Raw genomic sequence first — 15,185 nt, 5'->3', positions numbered from 1 at the left:
ACATGGGAGACAGTGCTGCCAATCCTGCCAGAAGCTGCTTCAACACCAATACTACCGCGTCGCCACCAACTCTCAAACCGCCACCGCACTTGTGCATGAAATTTCTAACTCGACGCATCCAAACTGATGTAGGCTGTGGAAGCCAATTGTAGCGGAGTATTCCGCTATAATGCCTCGATGTTGGCTGCGGCAGCCAATTGTAGCGGAGAAGTCCGCTATAATGCCTCGATGTTGGCTCTGGAAGCCAATTGTAGCGGAGTAATCCGCTATAATACGTCGAAGTTCGCTGTGGCAGCCAATTTTAGCGGAGAAGTCCGCTATAATGCCTCGTTGTTCGCTGTGGAAACCAATTGTAGCGGAGAAGTCCGCTATAATACGTCGATGTTGGCTGTGGCACCCAATTGTAGCGGAGTAATCCGCTATAATGCCTCGATATTTGCTGTGGCAGCCAATTTTAGCGGAGAAGTCCGCTATAATACGTCGATGTTGGCTGTGGCACCCAATTGTAGCGGAGTAATCCGCTATAATACGTCGATGTTGGCTGTGGCACCCAATTATAGCGGAGTAATCCGCTATAATACGTCGATGTTGGCTGTGGCACCCAATTATAGCGGAGAAGTCCGCTATAATGCCTCGATGTTGGCTCTGGAAGCCAATTGTAGCGGAATAATCCGCTATAATACGTCGATGTTCGCTGTGGCAGCCAATTGTAGCGGTGGTTTAAGCAGCAACGAACAACCGGCAGGCATCAGCGAGCTCAACTGCCAAACTGGACCGCCCAACACAGCACGCCTGAAACGACAAAAAGACGCAACCGTCCAGCGGCCGCGCCCTTCGCTACTTCACTTCATCACAACCGCCTCATGCCGGGCGAGCAGCTCCTGCTCCATCTCGGCCATCGGCTTCGCCCGCTCCAGCGCAAGCTGTTTGCGCACCGAGGCGAGCAAGAGCCCGCCTGTGAGCACCTCCGTCGACTTCGCTCCCATGAGCTGAATGACGGCGAAGCCAGACTCCAGCGCGATGGGGCCGGCCGTCTCCCCGATAGAGAGCAGACCGGCTTCGGCGAGCATCGCGCCGTCGTAGAACGGGTCCTCCGCCTCGATAAAGCCGAGATCGCCGCCCGTATCGCGCGTAAACTCGTCCATGGAGTACGCCTTCGCCAGCTCTTCGAACGAATCGCCGTCCGTCAGCTTGTCGACAATATCATTGCTCTGCCGCCGCGTCTCCGTAAGAATCCATCGCAGATGGTACTCCGTCCTGGGTGCAAATCGCTCCGGATGCTCGTCAATAAATTGCCGCGCCTCCTCGTCCGTCACCGTCACCGTAGCCGCAGTAATAGCCTCGAGCAGCAGCCTGTAGCGGATATCCTCCATGACCTGCTCCCTGCGAAGTCCCAGCTGCTCCTCCATAACGGTAAAAAACCGCTCCTCGCTCTCGTACCCTTCGGCCGACAATGCCAGTTCGCGGTCTATCTCCTCTTGCGTTACCTTGATGCCCTTCTTGGCCGCTTCCAACCCCATCGCCTCGCGAAGCATCAGCGTCCGAAGCACGGCATCGCCGTATTGCTTGTACAGCTCCTCGGTCAATTGGCGCCTTGTAATCGGCTTGCCGCCTACCGAGGCGATCGCCTCGTCTCCCGGCAGGACCTCCGGGCCCTCGCCGTCCTCCACGGGGGGAGCAACGTCCGTCCCTCGGCCGAAAGCATTCGGCAACATCTTTACCAGCACGGCCCCCGTCAGCGCAATCAAGCAGATCGCTTGCAGAATGACGACTGCCTTCAGCACTTCTCCTCTTTTCATAGTTTCCTGGCCTCCGGTTATTGAACTGGCTTAGGTTTGGCCTGCTCCAACAACTGCTCCAGCTGCGCTTGTCCAAAAGTAAATGCCTCGTTGCAGAAGTGGCAGACGACTTCCGCTTGGCCGTCTTCGTCGATAATGTTCTGAATTTCCTGCTGCCCCAAACTGATCAACGTCTGCTCCACGCGCTCGGCGGTGCATTGGCACTTAAAGGCAAGATCCATCGTGCTATGAATAACGACATCCTCGCCCACAACCCGCTTAAGCAGCCCTTCGGGCGTCTCGCCTTGCGACAGCAGCGTCGTGACCGGCGGCATAACCCCGATCGCTTGTTCCAGACGCGTAATCTCCGCATCGCTTAGACCCGGCAGCAGTTGTACGATGTAGCCGCCCGCATGAAGCACCGAATTGTCGGTATCCACCAGCACGCCCACGCCAACCGCCGAAGGCGTCTGCTCCGATACCGCAAAATAATAGGTGAAGTCCTCCGCGAGCTCGCCCGAAATAATCGGAACACTGCCGCGATACGGCTCCTTAAGCCCCAGATCCTTCGTAATGTGCACATAACCGCTCGTGCCGACCGCGCCTGCCACGTCGAGCTTGCCATGTTCGTTACTGCCATGATGCGCCTGAGGATTCTCCACATAGCCGCGCACTTCGCCATCCGCATTCGCGTCAACGACGACTTGTCCGATCGGTCCGTCGCCCTTTACTTGAATCGTCAGCTTCTCCTTGCCCTTGAGCATCGCGCCCATCATCGCGCCGACGGATAAAGTCCGGCCCAGCGCGGCCGTAGCCGTCGGGAACGTATCATGTCTGCGGCGAAGCTCTTCCACCAGATTGGTCGTCCGGCAGGCGAACACGCGAATTTTGCCGCCCCAGGCCGTTCCGCGCACCAGAATGTCGTTCAATTGCCCTTGCTCCATTATGATTGCCCCTCCTGATTCCGTTCGTAGATAATGCGAAGACCTTCCAACGTCAGTAGAGGATCCACTTCTTCTATTGTATCCGATTCTGCGGCGATCAGCTCAGCCAATCCGCCCGTCGCGACGACTCTGGGCTTTACGCCGAATTCGGCCTTGATTCTGCCCACAATCCCGTCAACCTGCCCCGCATAGCCAAAAATAATGCCCGCCTGCATCGACGTCACCGGATTGCGTCCAATGACGCTCTTCGGCTTCGCCAGCTCGATGCGCGGCAGCTTCGCGGCGCGCTGATACAGCGCCTCCGTCGAGATCCCGATGCCCGGCACGATCGCGCCGCCGAGGTAATTGCCACCCTCGTCGATGTAGTCGAACGTCGTCGCCGTGCCGAAATCCACCACGATAAGCGGCGTGCCGTACTTCTCGATGCCGGCCACGGAGTTGACGATTCGGTCCGCCCCCACCTCGCGCGGGTTTTCGTACCGAATATTAAGCCCCGTCTTTACGCCGGGACCCACGATAAGCGGCGCCTTGCGCATGTATTTGAGACACAGCTGCTCCAGCATGCGCATAAGCGGCGGAACGACGGAGGAGATAATGACGCCCTCGATCTGATCCGTCTTGATGCCCGCGTAGCCGAACAAATTGTGTATGTTGATGCCATACTCGTCCACGGTGGCAGAGCGGTTGGTGCTGAGACGCCAATGATGAAGCAGCTCCATACCCTTATAGACGCCAATAACGATGTTAGTGTTGCCAACGTCGATGACCAAAATCATTGCGAAGAACCGCCCTTCTTCTCGCCCAGGTCCAGACTGATGTCCAGCGCATTGAACGAGTAGGTGAGTCCGCCGACGGAGATGACGTCAACGCCGCATGCGGCGATGCCATGAATCGTATCCAGATTCACGCCGCCGGAAGCTTCGACGATAACATGCGGGGAGCGGCTTTTGATCAGCTTGACCGCCTCTGTCATTCGTTCGTTGTCCATGTTGTCCAGCATGATGATGTCCGCGCCGCAAGCCAGAGCCTCCTCGACCTGCGCGATCGACTCCGTCTCCACTTCGATCTTCATCGTATGCGGAATGCGGCTCCGCGAAGCCTGTACGGCTGCCGTGATGCCGCCCGCGCCCTTGATATGGTTGTCCTTAATCATGACGGCGTCGTATAGGCCGAACCGATGGTTGGCTCCGCCTCCTACCCGTACCGCGTATTTCTCCAGCAGACGGTGGCCGGGAGTTGTTTTGCGAGTGTCCACGAGACGTGCGGGAAGCCCTTGCAGCTTCTGCACGAAAGCATTCGTCTTGGTGGCGATGCCGGACAGCCGCTGCATCAGGTTAAGCGCCAGACGCTCCCCCGTCAGCAGGCTATGCGTGCTGCCTTCCACCTCTATAATAACCGTACCCTTTGTCACCGAGTCCCCATCCCGGACAAGCGCGGTAAAGACAAGGGAAGGATCGACGACCTCAAATACAAGCTTCGCCACCGGAATGCCCGCGATGATGCCGCTCTCCTTTACGTGGATCACGGCCTTGGACTGCGAATCGGCCGGTATCGTCGTCTCGGTCGTAATATCGCCGTTGCCGATGTCTTCGGCCAGCCAGCTTCTAATCTGGGTCCGCAGCGCTTCGTCGTACCCGCCCGTCGTCCATTCAAACATGTTCTATTCGCTCCTCGGTTATGCCTTGAGTATGATGTAGGATCGTATGCTTGCGCCATACAAGATCGTCCTTCGCCGGGAAGTCCTCCCTGTAATGCGCGCCGCGGCTCTCCTCACGCTGCAGCGCCGCTTCCGTCGTGAGAAGCGCGCAGGTCAGCAAGTTGGCGAACTCGTATTGCTCGCGTTCCGTCAACGTAGCCTGGAAGATCGGCAATTGCCGCTTCAGCTCCTCCAGACCTTTGCGCAGACCGTTTTCATTGCGCCGCAAACCCGCATACCGGACCATGACCTTCTGCAGCTTCAGTCGGCGCTCTACCACGGCTTGCATGGAGACGGAGCTGCGGACAACCTTATTGACGACCTTTGGCTGGACGTCGTTCGGTCCCAGCTCCTCGATACGCTTAATGATGCGGCGCCCGTAGACGATCGCCTCGGAGAGCGAGTTGCTCGCCAGCCGGTTCGCGCCGTGAACGCCCGTCGACGACACTTCGCCGCAGGCGAAGAGCCGCTTGATATTCGTCTCGCCGTTAAGATCCGTCTTTACTCCGCCCATCATATAGTGCATCGCAGGAGCGACGGGAATCCAGTCGGACGTCAGATCGAGGCCGTATGTCAAACAGGTTTGGTAGATCGTAGGGAAGCGATGTTTCACCATCTCCGCCGATTCATGCGTGATATCGATATAGACGAAGGTGGAACGCGTCTCCTCCATCTCGCTGACGATCGCCCGGGCGACGACGTCGCGCGGCGCAAGTTCCAGCTGCTCGTGATATTTGTGCATAAAACGCTCGCCCCTGATATTCCGCAGGACGGCTCCCTCGCCGCGAACGGCTTCCGAGATCAGAAACCTTGGCGCGCCGGGATAGCAGAGCGAAGTGGGATGGAACTGGATAAATTCGGGGTCTCGTATGTAAGCGCCTGCGCGGTAAGCCATAGCTACGCCGTCGCCGGTCGCGACTTCGGGATTCGTCGTGTAGCGGTATAGCTGACCCGCGCCGCCGGAGCATAGAATAGTCGCCTTGCCGCGCACGAACAGCCGCTCTCCGCTGGGCTTTTGCACGATAGCTCCGCAGCAGACGCCATCCTCCGTCACAAGGTCGATAACGAAGTGATCGTCCCATACCTCGATGCCCGGCGTCGACATGGCCGTCTCCGAGAGCGCGCGGACAATCTCATAGCCGGTCGCGTCGCCGTTGGCATGGAGGATGCGGCGCTGGCTGTGAGCGCCTTCCTTGGTCAAGGCGAACTCGCCGTTTTCGAGGTCGAACTGGGTGCCCATTTTGATGAGGCTGCGTACGCCCTTAGGCCCTTCGTGCACCAGCACGTCGACGGCTTCGTCGTCGCATAGGCCGGCTCCGGCGATCAGCGTGTCCTGCCGATGGTAGGCCGGCGAATCGTCCTCGGATATAACGGCCGCGATGCCGCCTTGCGCGTAGCGCGTATTGCTGTCAAGCAATGATTTCTTCGTGATCATCAGCACCGAATGCTGTTCGCTCGAGCGTATAGCGGTAAAAAGACCGGCAATGCCGGCCCCGATGACAATGACATCTTTCTCTACGACCGGCAGCGTATCCAGCTCCACGTCGATGAGGTATCTAGGAATCATGTGTGCTCCTCCTGATTTGGCGTGCATCTAAGCTTCAGGCTTGCTATGTTGCTCTTACGGAGTGCTGCTGCCTAACCTGACCGGACTGTCGCGACTGCCCCAATAAGGGAGCAGCGCATGCTACTTCACCAGCAGCATGCGCTCGAGCGACAGACGGGCTTGTTCCGCTACATGAGGGGGCACGTAGATTTGAGGCTGCATCGTCTCCAGACACTTCACGAGCTTCTTCAAATTGTTAACCTTCATGTTCGGGCAGACCAAATATTTGGATGCAAAATGGAATGTCTTGTTGGGGCTGTCCAGACGCAGCTGGTAGCCGGTGCCGTCTTCCGTGCCGACGATAAACTCCTGGCAATCGGACTCGCGGCAATACTTGATGATCGCCGTCGTGCTGCCGACGAAGTCGCCCAGCTCGACAACCTCTGGACGGCACTCCGGATGCACGACGAATTGCGCGTTCGGATACTTCGCCTTCATCTCTTCGACGTCCTTGACGGTGAGCATATCGTGCGTGTTGCAGTAACCTTCCCAGATGATCATCTTTTTGTCGGTGTTCTGCTGCACGTAGTGGCCGAGGTTCTTGTCCGGTACCCAGATCACCTCGTCGCCTTCCACCGAATTGACGACCTTGACGGCATTAGCCGACGTACAGCAAATATCCGTCTCCGCCTTGATCTCGGCCGACGAGTTGATGTACGTGACGACCTTCGCATTGGGATGCTGAGCCTTTAGCTTGCGCAGTCCGTCGACGTTAACCATATCCGCCATAGGGCAGCCCGCACGTTCGTCGGGAATGATGACCGTCTTGTTCGGCGCCAAAATCTTTGCGCTCTCGCCCATGAAGTGCACGCCGCAGAATACGATGACGTCCGCGTCCGTCTGGGCAGCCTTCTGCGCCAGCAGGAACGAGTCGCCGCGGAAGTCCGCCACCTCCTGAATTTCGTCGCGTTGATAGTAATGAGCAAGAATGATAGCGTTGCGTTCCTTCTTCAATTGCATCAGCTTCTCGCGCAGCTCGCGGTTTTGTTCCGCCTTGCGTTCCAGTGCCAGTGCTTCCACGTTAGATCCTCTCCTCTTATGAGGGATATGGGCTCATCAGCGCTCTTGCATCCGCCCTGCCGCCATGTTCTCGGCATCTGCAGCGAAACTCCTCGTCGCTCGTCCCATTCCGTCCAGTTATATCTTGATGCGGCTGTTCTCGTTCCTTCATGCGGTACTCCACGTCATTTTGTCCGAGTCTTCGCCAACTTTGTGAATTGATGCACAAACTATGGGATTCCATTACCTTTAGTGTGACCCAAAAAGCGGTTTATCATTGTAGACCATGCTTACTCTTCATTCCCGACCCATTGTTTCTCTATATCAAAATGCATCGGGATTCCGCGTCGACCCCCATCGTTCCAGACAGTAGCAGTTACGGTTGTGTAATTAAGATTTAATTTACACTTGACAGAGGGGTATGTCAATGGAGGAATACGCGTTCTGAGCCGCTTGGGAGCCCAATTATCGCCTTCGCGCAGTATTTAATGGATATTAAGCTTTGATTGCTTCCGATTGCTGTCATTCAGGTTGCATTGCTCCTTATGCAAGTCCAAATCAAGCTTCTGCAAATGATCATACGGAAAAAAGCAAAAAGAAGCCAGCCAGCGAGGCGAGCTTCATTGCAGCTAGTGCGTTTGCTTCATTCGGGCATTCCAATAACATTAAGCCAGGTTCAACTGCCAGGTAACGCCAAAACGATCCTTGACCCAAGCAAATTTCTTGCTAAAGCCATACTCCCCTAGCGGCATAAGCGCACTTCCGCCATCAAGCAGCTTGCCGCACAGCGTTTCGATCTCCTCTTCCGATTCGCAGTGGACGTAAAGAGAGATGGCCGGCGTAAACGTGAATCCGTGCTTAACATGGCTGTCGATGCACATATAAGTTTGACCCTTCAGCGCAAACGAAGCATGTATGATCGATCCTTCGCGGCCCGGGCCTTCAGGACCGTACTTGGTCATGCTCAGCACCTCGGAATCCTCGAACAAAGATATGTAGAAGTTCATCGCTTCCTCTGCTTGTCCCTCGAACATCAAGAACGTATTAATTTTCTGCATGTTGCACCTCTCCTTTTTATAATTAAGTACTTACTTGCATGCGTTTTTCCAACTCGAAGACTAACCTTCGTTCTCCTGAGCCATTAGAAGCTGCTGCAATCCTACGAACATCAGGTTCCAGCCATGCTGCGAACCATCGTGGTATTCCTGCATCGCCCTTGCAATCTCGGCCTCTCTCCAGCCTTCCTCATGCGGAACGCGGATGACTTGGGTAAATACCATCTCGCAGCCTTTGCCGAGCGGCTTGATCTTCACCGTCAATGTGTCCACCGAATCGTTGAATTGCGGCATGCGGAACGTAAGCACCAGCTTGTGCGGAGGATCCACCTCCAAGTACTCGCCAATCGCCCTGTACTCAACGCCATCCCGGACATCGACGATTTCCCATGTGCCTCCCACGCGAGGGTCGCATGTCGCCACCTTGTTGGTCGCTTCCATAGTCATCAGCCATTTGCGCATCATCTGCGGGTTGATCCAGGCATCGAATAACCGCTCCGGCTTGACGTCAAACTGGCGAACCATCGTCAACGTCGTATAAGATGCGTGATCCTCCTTTGTTTCGTGCATGATCCCAATTCCCTCCCCTCTGTCTGTAGGTCGACTTAATGTTCCTCGCTTTTCGCCTTGTTGAGCTCCATCTCCAGCGTGTCGAACTGCGCGCTCCAAAACCTCTCGTAGAACTGCAAATACCGCGTCGCCCGCGCCAGCACCCTGGAATCCAGCTTGCAGGTATGCGTGCGTCCATGCACAGTCCGCTGCAGCAGCCCTGCTTGCTCCAAAACCTTGATATGCTTGGACGCCGCGGCCAGCGACATGTCGAACGGAGCAGCAAGCTCCGTCACCGTGCGTTCCTCTTGCGCCAGCATACGCACCATTCCTCTGCGTGTCGGGTCGGACAGCGCATGAAACACTTGATCCAACTGTTCTTCGTTTATCGGATATTCAACCATGTAGTTAAGTATACTTCCTTCGCCTATTTTAGTCAACCATTTGGTTGAATATAAGAGTCGCACCCTGAACGGCACTCTTGCGGCAGCTTCTTCTTAGTTCTTCGCAGCATGCACAGCCTTCAAAATAGAAAAAACCAGACCAAGGGTCAGCTCAGGTCCGGCATGTTTCAAGAAGTCATCGCCTCGCAGGATCATAAGGCTGTCCAAGCGCCGACGGGGCGCTCGAGCGGCCGACCGCGGCAGCGAGCACGATCAAGGTGAGGACATACGGCAGCATGTAGAACACTTCCGTTGGGATGTTCTTCGACCAGTCGAACAGTTGGGCGAAGTTCCGGATCGCTTGCGCGAAGCCGAAGAAGACGGCCGCTCCGGCAAGTCCGAGCGGATTCCACTTGCCGAAGATGAGCGCCGCCAGCGCGATGAAGCCCTGGCCGGAGATCGTGTTGTACGCGAAGCTGCTCGTGGTCGTCAACGTAATCGTTGCGCCGCCGAGTCCGGCCAGCGCGCCGCTCAGCATAACGCCAATGTAGCGATACCTGGATACGTTGATGCCGACCGTGTCAGCGGAGCTGGGATGCTCCCCTACAGCGCGCAGGCGCAGTCCGAACGGCGTCTTAAAGAGTATGAAAAAGCTGACGGCGACCAGTATGGCCACGATATAGGTCGTCGGGTACGCATGGAAAAACCCTTCCCCGAGGATCGGGATGTCTGTCAATAAGGGAATCGACACCTTGGAAAATACGTCGTATAGCTGGGGCGTCTGCACCGATCCATCATACAGACTGCGCGTAAAGTAGATCGCGACGCCAAGCGCCAGGATGTTAATGACGACGCCGACGACCGTCTGATCCGACTTAAATGTAATAGTTGCCACCGCGTGCAGAAGCGAAAACAACACGCCGTAGACAACGGCGGCGATCAATCCGATCCAAGGCGAACCGCTTCCGAAGCCCGCCTCCGATGCCGAATGCGTCGCAACCGCGGCGGCGAACGCGCCGGATACCATCAAACCCTCCAGGCCGATGTTGACAACGCCGGAACGCTCCGAGAACATGCCTCCCAAGGCAGCGAAGATAAGCGCGGTAGAGAACACCAGCGTCGTATTGATAAGTTGACCCCATACCTCCATGTCAAGCCGCCTCCTTCCGCTTGTCCGCCGAGCGCTTCTGCATAAACGGCTTCAGCATATATTTTACGATGCCATGAGCGGCTACAAAGAAAATAACGGAACCGATTACGATCCGGACGATCTCCGAAGGAACGCCGGCGCCAAAGCTCATGCCGGAAGAACCGTAGCTGAGTCCGCCGAACAGAATGGAGGCAAGCAGCACGCCGACTGGCGTATTGCCGCCGAGCAACGCAACCGCGATGCCGTCGAAGCCGTATCCCGGGGATGCTGCCATAATGGTTTGATTTCCGAATACGCCGAGCACCTCGAATACCCCGCCCAGACCTGCGAACACGCCGCTGATCATCATCGATTTGACGATCGTCCGGTTGACGTTCATCCCCGCATACAGCGCCGCGTCGGGATTATGGCCAACCGCGCGCAGCTCGTAGCCTTGTTTCGTACGCCAGAGCAGCAGATAGAACACCGCTACGCCAAGCAAGGCGATCAAGGTGCCCCAGTGCATTCTGGCCCTGTCCATCAGCTCGATCAGCCAGTCGATATGCATAAGCGCGGAGGCGTGGATCGGCCTCGATTTCTGTTGGCCCGGCTCCAGCAAAAATGCAGCAACGATGTAATTGGCAAGGTACAGCGCCGTCCAATTCAACATGATGGACGAGATGACCTCGTTAACGCCCCTCGTCGCCTTAAGGAAGCCGACAATTCCGGCCCATAATCCCCCGAACAAGGCACCCGTCACAATGGCGAGCGGTCCATGAATGTACCACGGCAAATCCAGGAGCACGCCGATCAACGTCGCCCCCGTCATTCCCATAACGAATTGACCCTCTACCCCGATATTGAACAGTCCTGTCCGGAAGGCAAAAGCTACCGCGATGCCAGTAAAGATAAGCGGCGTGATGGCCCGAATCGCCTCGCCCATATGGTAGGGGCTGCCGAACAATCTTTCGAAGAGGGAGGTGTAAGCCAAAATGGGATTGTACCCGCCGGCCAGCATCGCGATCGCTCCAATAATCAGACCCAGTACAATGGAGACCAGCGGGACGAGAAGCGAGGATTTGTTGAATATTTTTTTGGTCGTGTCCATATCCCGCTAGCTCCCCCTTTGTCCCGGAATCCCGGCTGTATCCGTGTTGCCCGACATAAGCAGACCGAGCTCTTCGTCGTTGCGGTTGTCTGCATCCACCTCTCCGACCAGCTTCCCTTCGTACATGACCGCGATTCGGTCAGACAACGCGTACAGCTCATCCAGCTCGAAGGAGACGAGCAGGATGGCCTTGCCGCCATTTCGGGCCTCCACGAGCCGATTATGTACGAATTCGATCGCGCCGATGTCGAGACCGCGCGTCGGCTGTACCGCGATGATCAGGTCGGGGTCCTTGTGCAGCTCCCGCCCGATAATAGCCTTCTGCTGATTGCCGCCGGACAACGCTCTTGCATCCGTATGGATGCCTGACAGCCGAACGTCGTATTCGCCCACGAGATCCGCCGCAAGCTTGTCCATCGCCTTAAAGTCCACGAAACCATAACGGCCGTATTCCGGCTGAAAGTACGTGTTCAGAATCATGTTTTCGCTAACAGAGAAGTCCAGCACCAGCCCATGCTTATGGCGATCCTCCGGGATATGGCCGACGCCCGCCGCGGAGATGTCGCGCGGCGACTTGTTCGTCAGATCGGAGCCGTTAAGAAACACATTGCCTTCTTGTACCTTGCGCATGCCGGTAATGGCATAGATCAGTTCGCTCTGACCGTTGCCGTCTACCCCTGCGATGCCAAAAATTTCGCCCGCCCGCACCTGCAACGTTGTACCGTCCAGCGCCGGCTTGCCTTGATCGCCCTTCATCCGAAGATTCCGAATGTCCAGCACCACCTCGCCAGGCTTCGCCTGCGACTTCTCGACCTCGAACGACACATCGCGGCCGACCATCAGCTCCGCCAGCTGCCGTTCGTTCGTGCCGCTTGTCGGCAGCGTGCGGACGACTTTGCCGCGGCGGATGACCGTCACGGTGTTCGCGAGCGCCATCACTTCCTTGAGCTTGTGCGTGATGATGATGATGGACTTGCCTTCGGCGGCCAGATTCCGAATAATTTGGATTAGCTCCTCGATCTCTTGCACGGTAAGCACGGCCGTCGGTTCGTCAAAGATGACGATTTCCGCGCCGCGATACAATGTTTTCAGAATCTCTACCCGTTGCTGCATGCCTACCGTAATATTTTGAATCCGCACTTGCGGATCTACCTTCAATCCATAACGCCCGGAGATCTCTCGTACCCTCTGATTCGCGAGCTTGTAGTCGATCTTCAAGCCTTTCTTCGGTTCATCGCCGAGAACGATATTCTCCGCTACCGTAAACGGTTGTACCAGCTTGAAATGCTGATGCACCATGCCAATGCCCAGCTCGATCGCCTTGGAAGCCCCGTCAATGACGGTTCGCTCGCCGTTAATCCAGATTTCCCCTTCGTCCGGCTGATATAGGCCGAACAGAATATTCATCAGCGTCGACTTGCCGGCGCCGTTCTCCCCAAGCAAGGCATGGATCTCGCCTTTCTTCAGCTCCAAGTCGATGGAATCGTTCGCCACCAGTCCGGGAAATCGTTTCGTAATTCCCTTTAACTGTACGACTGCCCCGCTCTGACCCATTCCTAATCACTCCCGGGATCCGCATATAATGTCTGCATGCCTGGTATTCCAGTCAAGAGATAAGAAAAACATCTTCCTATACGGGGCGATCATCATTCTTCCTGGATAAGAGGAAAAGCTCCCTCTAATTGCCCCATTCTCGCCATTTTCCAGGTTTTAGAGGGATTTCCTCCCTCTAATTTCGATCGAATCCCTACATTGAGCAAAACCCACAAGATTAGTGGGCACTTTTCCCTTTAAGACAAGCAGAAAGCTCGATTCTTTAAGATTAGGGGGAACTTTTCCCGTTACTTCCGATTAGGCCATACGATTGGTTGGCTTCCTCTTCCCCCATGCCCCAAGAAACCATTCTTTCCTGTATTTCCCGACAATCACGAAAGTGAAAAACTTTTTGAACAGCACTTTAAGCAAACGGCACAAGACCGGCTCTTGCCGGTCTCGCTGCTTCAACAAACGAACGAACAATGTGGTTATGGCTATCGCTGTGGATTTCCGCTTATTTGGTCGGAACGGTAATTTCGCCGCTAACGATCCTGCCCTTGAACTCTTCGACTTGCTTCAATACTTCCTCAGGGACGTTAGCCTTCGAGGTCTCCGGCAACCCAACCGCGTCGTCCTTCAGACCAAGCTCCTGCACCGAGCCGCCTTGCCAGTTGCCAGCGATCAGATCTCTCGACACCTTGTGCACAGCCGTCTCTACGCCTTTCATCATGGATGTCAGCGTAACGTCGTCGCCGAATTCCAGCGACTGGTCCTTGTCTACCCCGATTACCCATACATCCTTGCCGTTTTTCTTACGGTCCTTGGCTTCGTTAAATACGCCATTGCCCGTACCGCCGGACGCGTGGAAAATGATGTCGATGCCGCTATTGTACATCGTAGCCGCGGCGCTCTTGCCAAGATCCGGCTTATCGAACGCGCCCGTGTATACCACGTTGACTTTAATGTCAGGCTTCACGGCTTTTACGCCGGCCAGAAAGCCGGCTTCGAAACGTTTGATAACGGGAATTTCAAGTCCGCCCACGAAGCCGATCTTGTCCGTCTTCGTCATCAAGCCCGCCACAACGCCCACCAGGAACGAACCTTCATGTTCGGCAAAAGTGATGGACGTCACGTTCGGCGCATCAACGACCGTATCGATAACGGCCAGCTTCGCATCCGGGTTCTCCTTGGCTACTTTCGCGACCGCGTCCGTAAACAAAAAACCGATTCCCCAAGTTAGATCAAAGCCTTCCCGTACGAAGTTGTTAAGGTTCGGCTCCATGTCGGCCTCGCCCTTGGACTCCAGGAACTTCGTCTGAGCGCTGGTCTCTGCAGTTACTCGTTTCAGAGCTTCCCAAGCGCTCTGGTTGAAGGACTTATCGTTAACGCCGCCTACGTCCGTTACCATGCCGATCCGGAAGTCCTTGCCTGTTTCGTCGGACTCCACTTTATTTCCGCCGGTGCCCGCTCCCGGGTTGGCGGTGTTATTCTTGCCCGCCCCGCAGCCGGACAGTACCAGCGTAATTGCGAGTAGCAGCGAAAACATCATGCTGTACGTTTTTTTCATTGCCGCAATCTCCCCTTTTTGTACAATGTACAAGTGATGTGATATGGTGTGGCAGCTCGTATGTAGTATTGCTAATTCCTGCCGCTATTATTTCAATGTGTTTGCAAAACATTTACTCCCCTTACCCTCCATAAGCTCCGTACCTGTGCGTCGAACACCGCCAATGGCTTGGACCCCGCTCCACCTATATCCGACTGCTAACGTAACCGCGCAGCGATGGCTAAAGGAATTAGCATGTGCGGCCCGGGCGATACGGCGATACTGATCGTGCACAGACCGTGTTGGTGCGATATCGTGGATTTTTCAGCTACATTCCCTCTCCTCTGCCTGCATCGAGGCATTATAGTGGATTTCTCCTCTACATTTGCTCACCTCTGCCTTCAGCGACGCAATATAGCGGATTTGTCCGCTACATTTGCTCACCTCTGCCTACATCGACGCCATATAGTGGATTTCTCCACTATATTTGCTCGTCTTTGCCTGCTTCGAGGCACTATGGTGGATTTCTCCACTATATTTGCTCGTCTTTGCCTGCTTCGAGGCACTATAGTGGATTTCTCCGCTACATTTGCTCACCTCTGCCTTCAGCGACGCAATATAGTGGATTTCTCCGCTACATTCGCCCTCCTCTGCCTGCATCGACGCAATATAGCGGATTTTTCCACCATATTCGGTCACCAACCGTTTGCAGCATCGCATACAAGAACAAGCCACCTTAACGGGTGACTTGGAATGATGAGATCCCTATTGAGCGCTATCTTAGGCAAGTTCATTTGCCAAGGTGAACGGCTGTGCAGTCTTCTGGTGGGGCAGAGTGTTTCATTCCGAGCAATAT

At 55.6% G+C, this 15,185-nt stretch carries 13 protein-coding genes; all 13 read right to left on the bottom strand.

Annotated features, from left to right (window positions below; translation table 11 throughout):
- Window positions 1-842: 842 nt before the first annotated feature.
- The 13 genes from B1748_RS29805 to B1748_RS29745 all read right to left on the bottom strand — a co-directional run bounded on the left by B1748_RS29805 (window position 843) and on the right by B1748_RS29745 (window position 14,350).
- Window positions 843-1,799 carry a peptidylprolyl isomerase gene (locus B1748_RS29805; protein ID WP_087571607.1) on the bottom strand — a complete coding sequence of 319 codons (957 nt, stop codon included), beginning with the start codon at window positions 1,797-1,799 and terminating at the stop codon, window positions 843-845.
- A 17-nt stretch (window positions 1,800-1,816) separates the two neighbouring features.
- Window positions 1,817-2,722: an Hsp33 family molecular chaperone HslO gene (hslO, locus tag B1748_RS29800; RefSeq protein WP_087571606.1), complete on the bottom strand. Its 906-nt coding sequence runs from the start codon at window positions 2,720-2,722 to the stop codon at window positions 1,817-1,819.
- On the bottom strand, window positions 2,722-3,498 hold the full coding sequence (locus B1748_RS29795) for a type III pantothenate kinase (protein WP_087571605.1): 777 nt from the start codon (window positions 3,496-3,498) through the stop codon (window positions 2,722-2,724). The genes hslO and B1748_RS29795 overlap by 1 nt, the downstream gene beginning before the upstream one ends.
- Window positions 3,495-4,379 (bottom strand): carboxylating nicotinate-nucleotide diphosphorylase, encoded by an 885-nt coding sequence (nadC, locus tag B1748_RS29790; protein WP_087571604.1) that lies wholly within the window; start codon window positions 4,377-4,379, stop codon window positions 3,495-3,497. The genes B1748_RS29795 and nadC overlap by 4 nt, the downstream gene beginning before the upstream one ends.
- Window positions 4,372-5,985 carry an L-aspartate oxidase gene (gene nadB, locus B1748_RS29785; protein WP_087571603.1) on the bottom strand — a complete coding sequence of 538 codons (1,614 nt, stop codon included), beginning with the start codon at window positions 5,983-5,985 and terminating at the stop codon, window positions 4,372-4,374. Before nadB ends, nadC begins: the two co-directional genes overlap by 8 nt.
- Window positions 5,986-6,105: 120 nt before the next feature.
- Complete coding sequence (gene nadA, locus B1748_RS29780) at window positions 6,106-7,044, bottom strand: quinolinate synthase NadA (RefSeq protein ID WP_087571602.1); 939 nt, start codon at window positions 7,042-7,044, stop codon at window positions 6,106-6,108.
- 644 nt (window positions 7,045-7,688) lie between these two features.
- A complete protein-coding gene (locus B1748_RS29775) occupies window positions 7,689-8,081 on the bottom strand; it encodes a VOC family protein (protein WP_087571601.1) in 393 nt (130 codons plus the stop codon).
- Between the two features lie 60 nt (window positions 8,082-8,141).
- Complete coding sequence (locus B1748_RS29770) at window positions 8,142-8,648, bottom strand: SRPBCC family protein (RefSeq protein WP_087571600.1); 507 nt, start codon at window positions 8,646-8,648, stop codon at window positions 8,142-8,144.
- Window positions 8,649-8,683: 35 nt separating this feature from the next.
- Window positions 8,684-9,031, bottom strand: coding sequence for an ArsR/SmtB family transcription factor (locus tag B1748_RS29765; protein WP_087571599.1), 348 nt, complete (start codon window positions 9,029-9,031; stop codon window positions 8,684-8,686).
- Between the two features lie 175 nt (window positions 9,032-9,206).
- On the bottom strand, window positions 9,207-10,160 hold the full coding sequence (locus B1748_RS29760; RefSeq protein WP_087571598.1) for an ABC transporter permease: 954 nt from the start codon (window positions 10,158-10,160) through the stop codon (window positions 9,207-9,209).
- A 1-nt stretch (window position 10,161) separates the two neighbouring features.
- Complete coding sequence (locus B1748_RS29755) at window positions 10,162-11,247, bottom strand: ABC transporter permease (protein WP_087571597.1); 1,086 nt, start codon at window positions 11,245-11,247, stop codon at window positions 10,162-10,164.
- Window positions 11,248-11,253: 6 nt separating this feature from the next.
- Complete coding sequence (locus B1748_RS29750) at window positions 11,254-12,801, bottom strand: ABC transporter ATP-binding protein (RefSeq protein WP_087571596.1); 1,548 nt, start codon at window positions 12,799-12,801, stop codon at window positions 11,254-11,256.
- Between the two features lie 496 nt (window positions 12,802-13,297).
- Window positions 13,298-14,350 (bottom strand): BMP family lipoprotein, encoded by a 1,053-nt coding sequence (locus tag B1748_RS29745; protein ID WP_087571595.1) that lies wholly within the window; start codon window positions 14,348-14,350, stop codon window positions 13,298-13,300.
- Between the last annotated feature and the right edge of the window lie 835 nt (window positions 14,351-15,185).

This window comes from Paenibacillus sp. MY03 (assembly GCF_002165585.1).
GTDB classification, from domain to species: domain Bacteria; phylum Bacillota; class Bacilli; order Paenibacillales; family Paenibacillaceae; genus Pristimantibacillus; species Pristimantibacillus agaridevorans.
This window is presented reverse-complemented; position numbering and strand designations above follow the sequence as displayed.

Bases quoted from the DNA above. Each gene is read 5' to 3' on its own strand.
- B1748_RS29745 (WP_087571595.1), bottom strand. From the start codon at position 14,350: ATGAAAAAAACGTACAGCATGATGTTTTCGCTGCTACTCGCAATTACG.
- B1748_RS29795 (WP_087571605.1), bottom strand. From the start codon at position 3,498: ATGATTTTGGTCATCGACGTTGGCAACACTAACATCGTTATTGGCGTC.
- B1748_RS29805 (WP_087571607.1), bottom strand. From the start codon at position 1,799: ATGAAAAGAGGAGAAGTGCTGAAGGCAGTCGTCATTCTGCAAGCGATC.
- nadB (WP_087571603.1), bottom strand. From the start codon at position 5,985: ATGATTCCTAGATACCTCATCGACGTGGAGCTGGATACGCTGCCGGTC.
- B1748_RS29750 (WP_087571596.1), bottom strand. From the start codon at position 12,801: ATGGGTCAGAGCGGGGCAGTCGTACAGTTAAAGGGAATTACGAAACGA.
- nadC (WP_087571604.1), bottom strand. From the start codon at position 4,379: ATGTTTGAATGGACGACGGGCGGGTACGACGAAGCGCTGCGGACCCAG.
- B1748_RS29765 (WP_087571599.1), bottom strand. From the start codon at position 9,031: ATGGTTGAATATCCGATAAACGAAGAACAGTTGGATCAAGTGTTTCAT.
- B1748_RS29760 (WP_087571598.1), bottom strand. From the start codon at position 10,160: ATGGAGGTATGGGGTCAACTTATCAATACGACGCTGGTGTTCTCTACC.
- B1748_RS29775 (WP_087571601.1), bottom strand. From the start codon at position 8,081: ATGCAGAAAATTAATACGTTCTTGATGTTCGAGGGACAAGCAGAGGAA.
- hslO (WP_087571606.1), bottom strand. From the start codon at position 2,722: ATGGAGCAAGGGCAATTGAACGACATTCTGGTGCGCGGAACGGCCTGG.
- B1748_RS29755 (WP_087571597.1), bottom strand. From the start codon at position 11,247: ATGGACACGACCAAAAAAATATTCAACAAATCCTCGCTTCTCGTCCCG.
- B1748_RS29770 (WP_087571600.1), bottom strand. From the start codon at position 8,648: ATGCACGAAACAAAGGAGGATCACGCATCTTATACGACGTTGACGATG.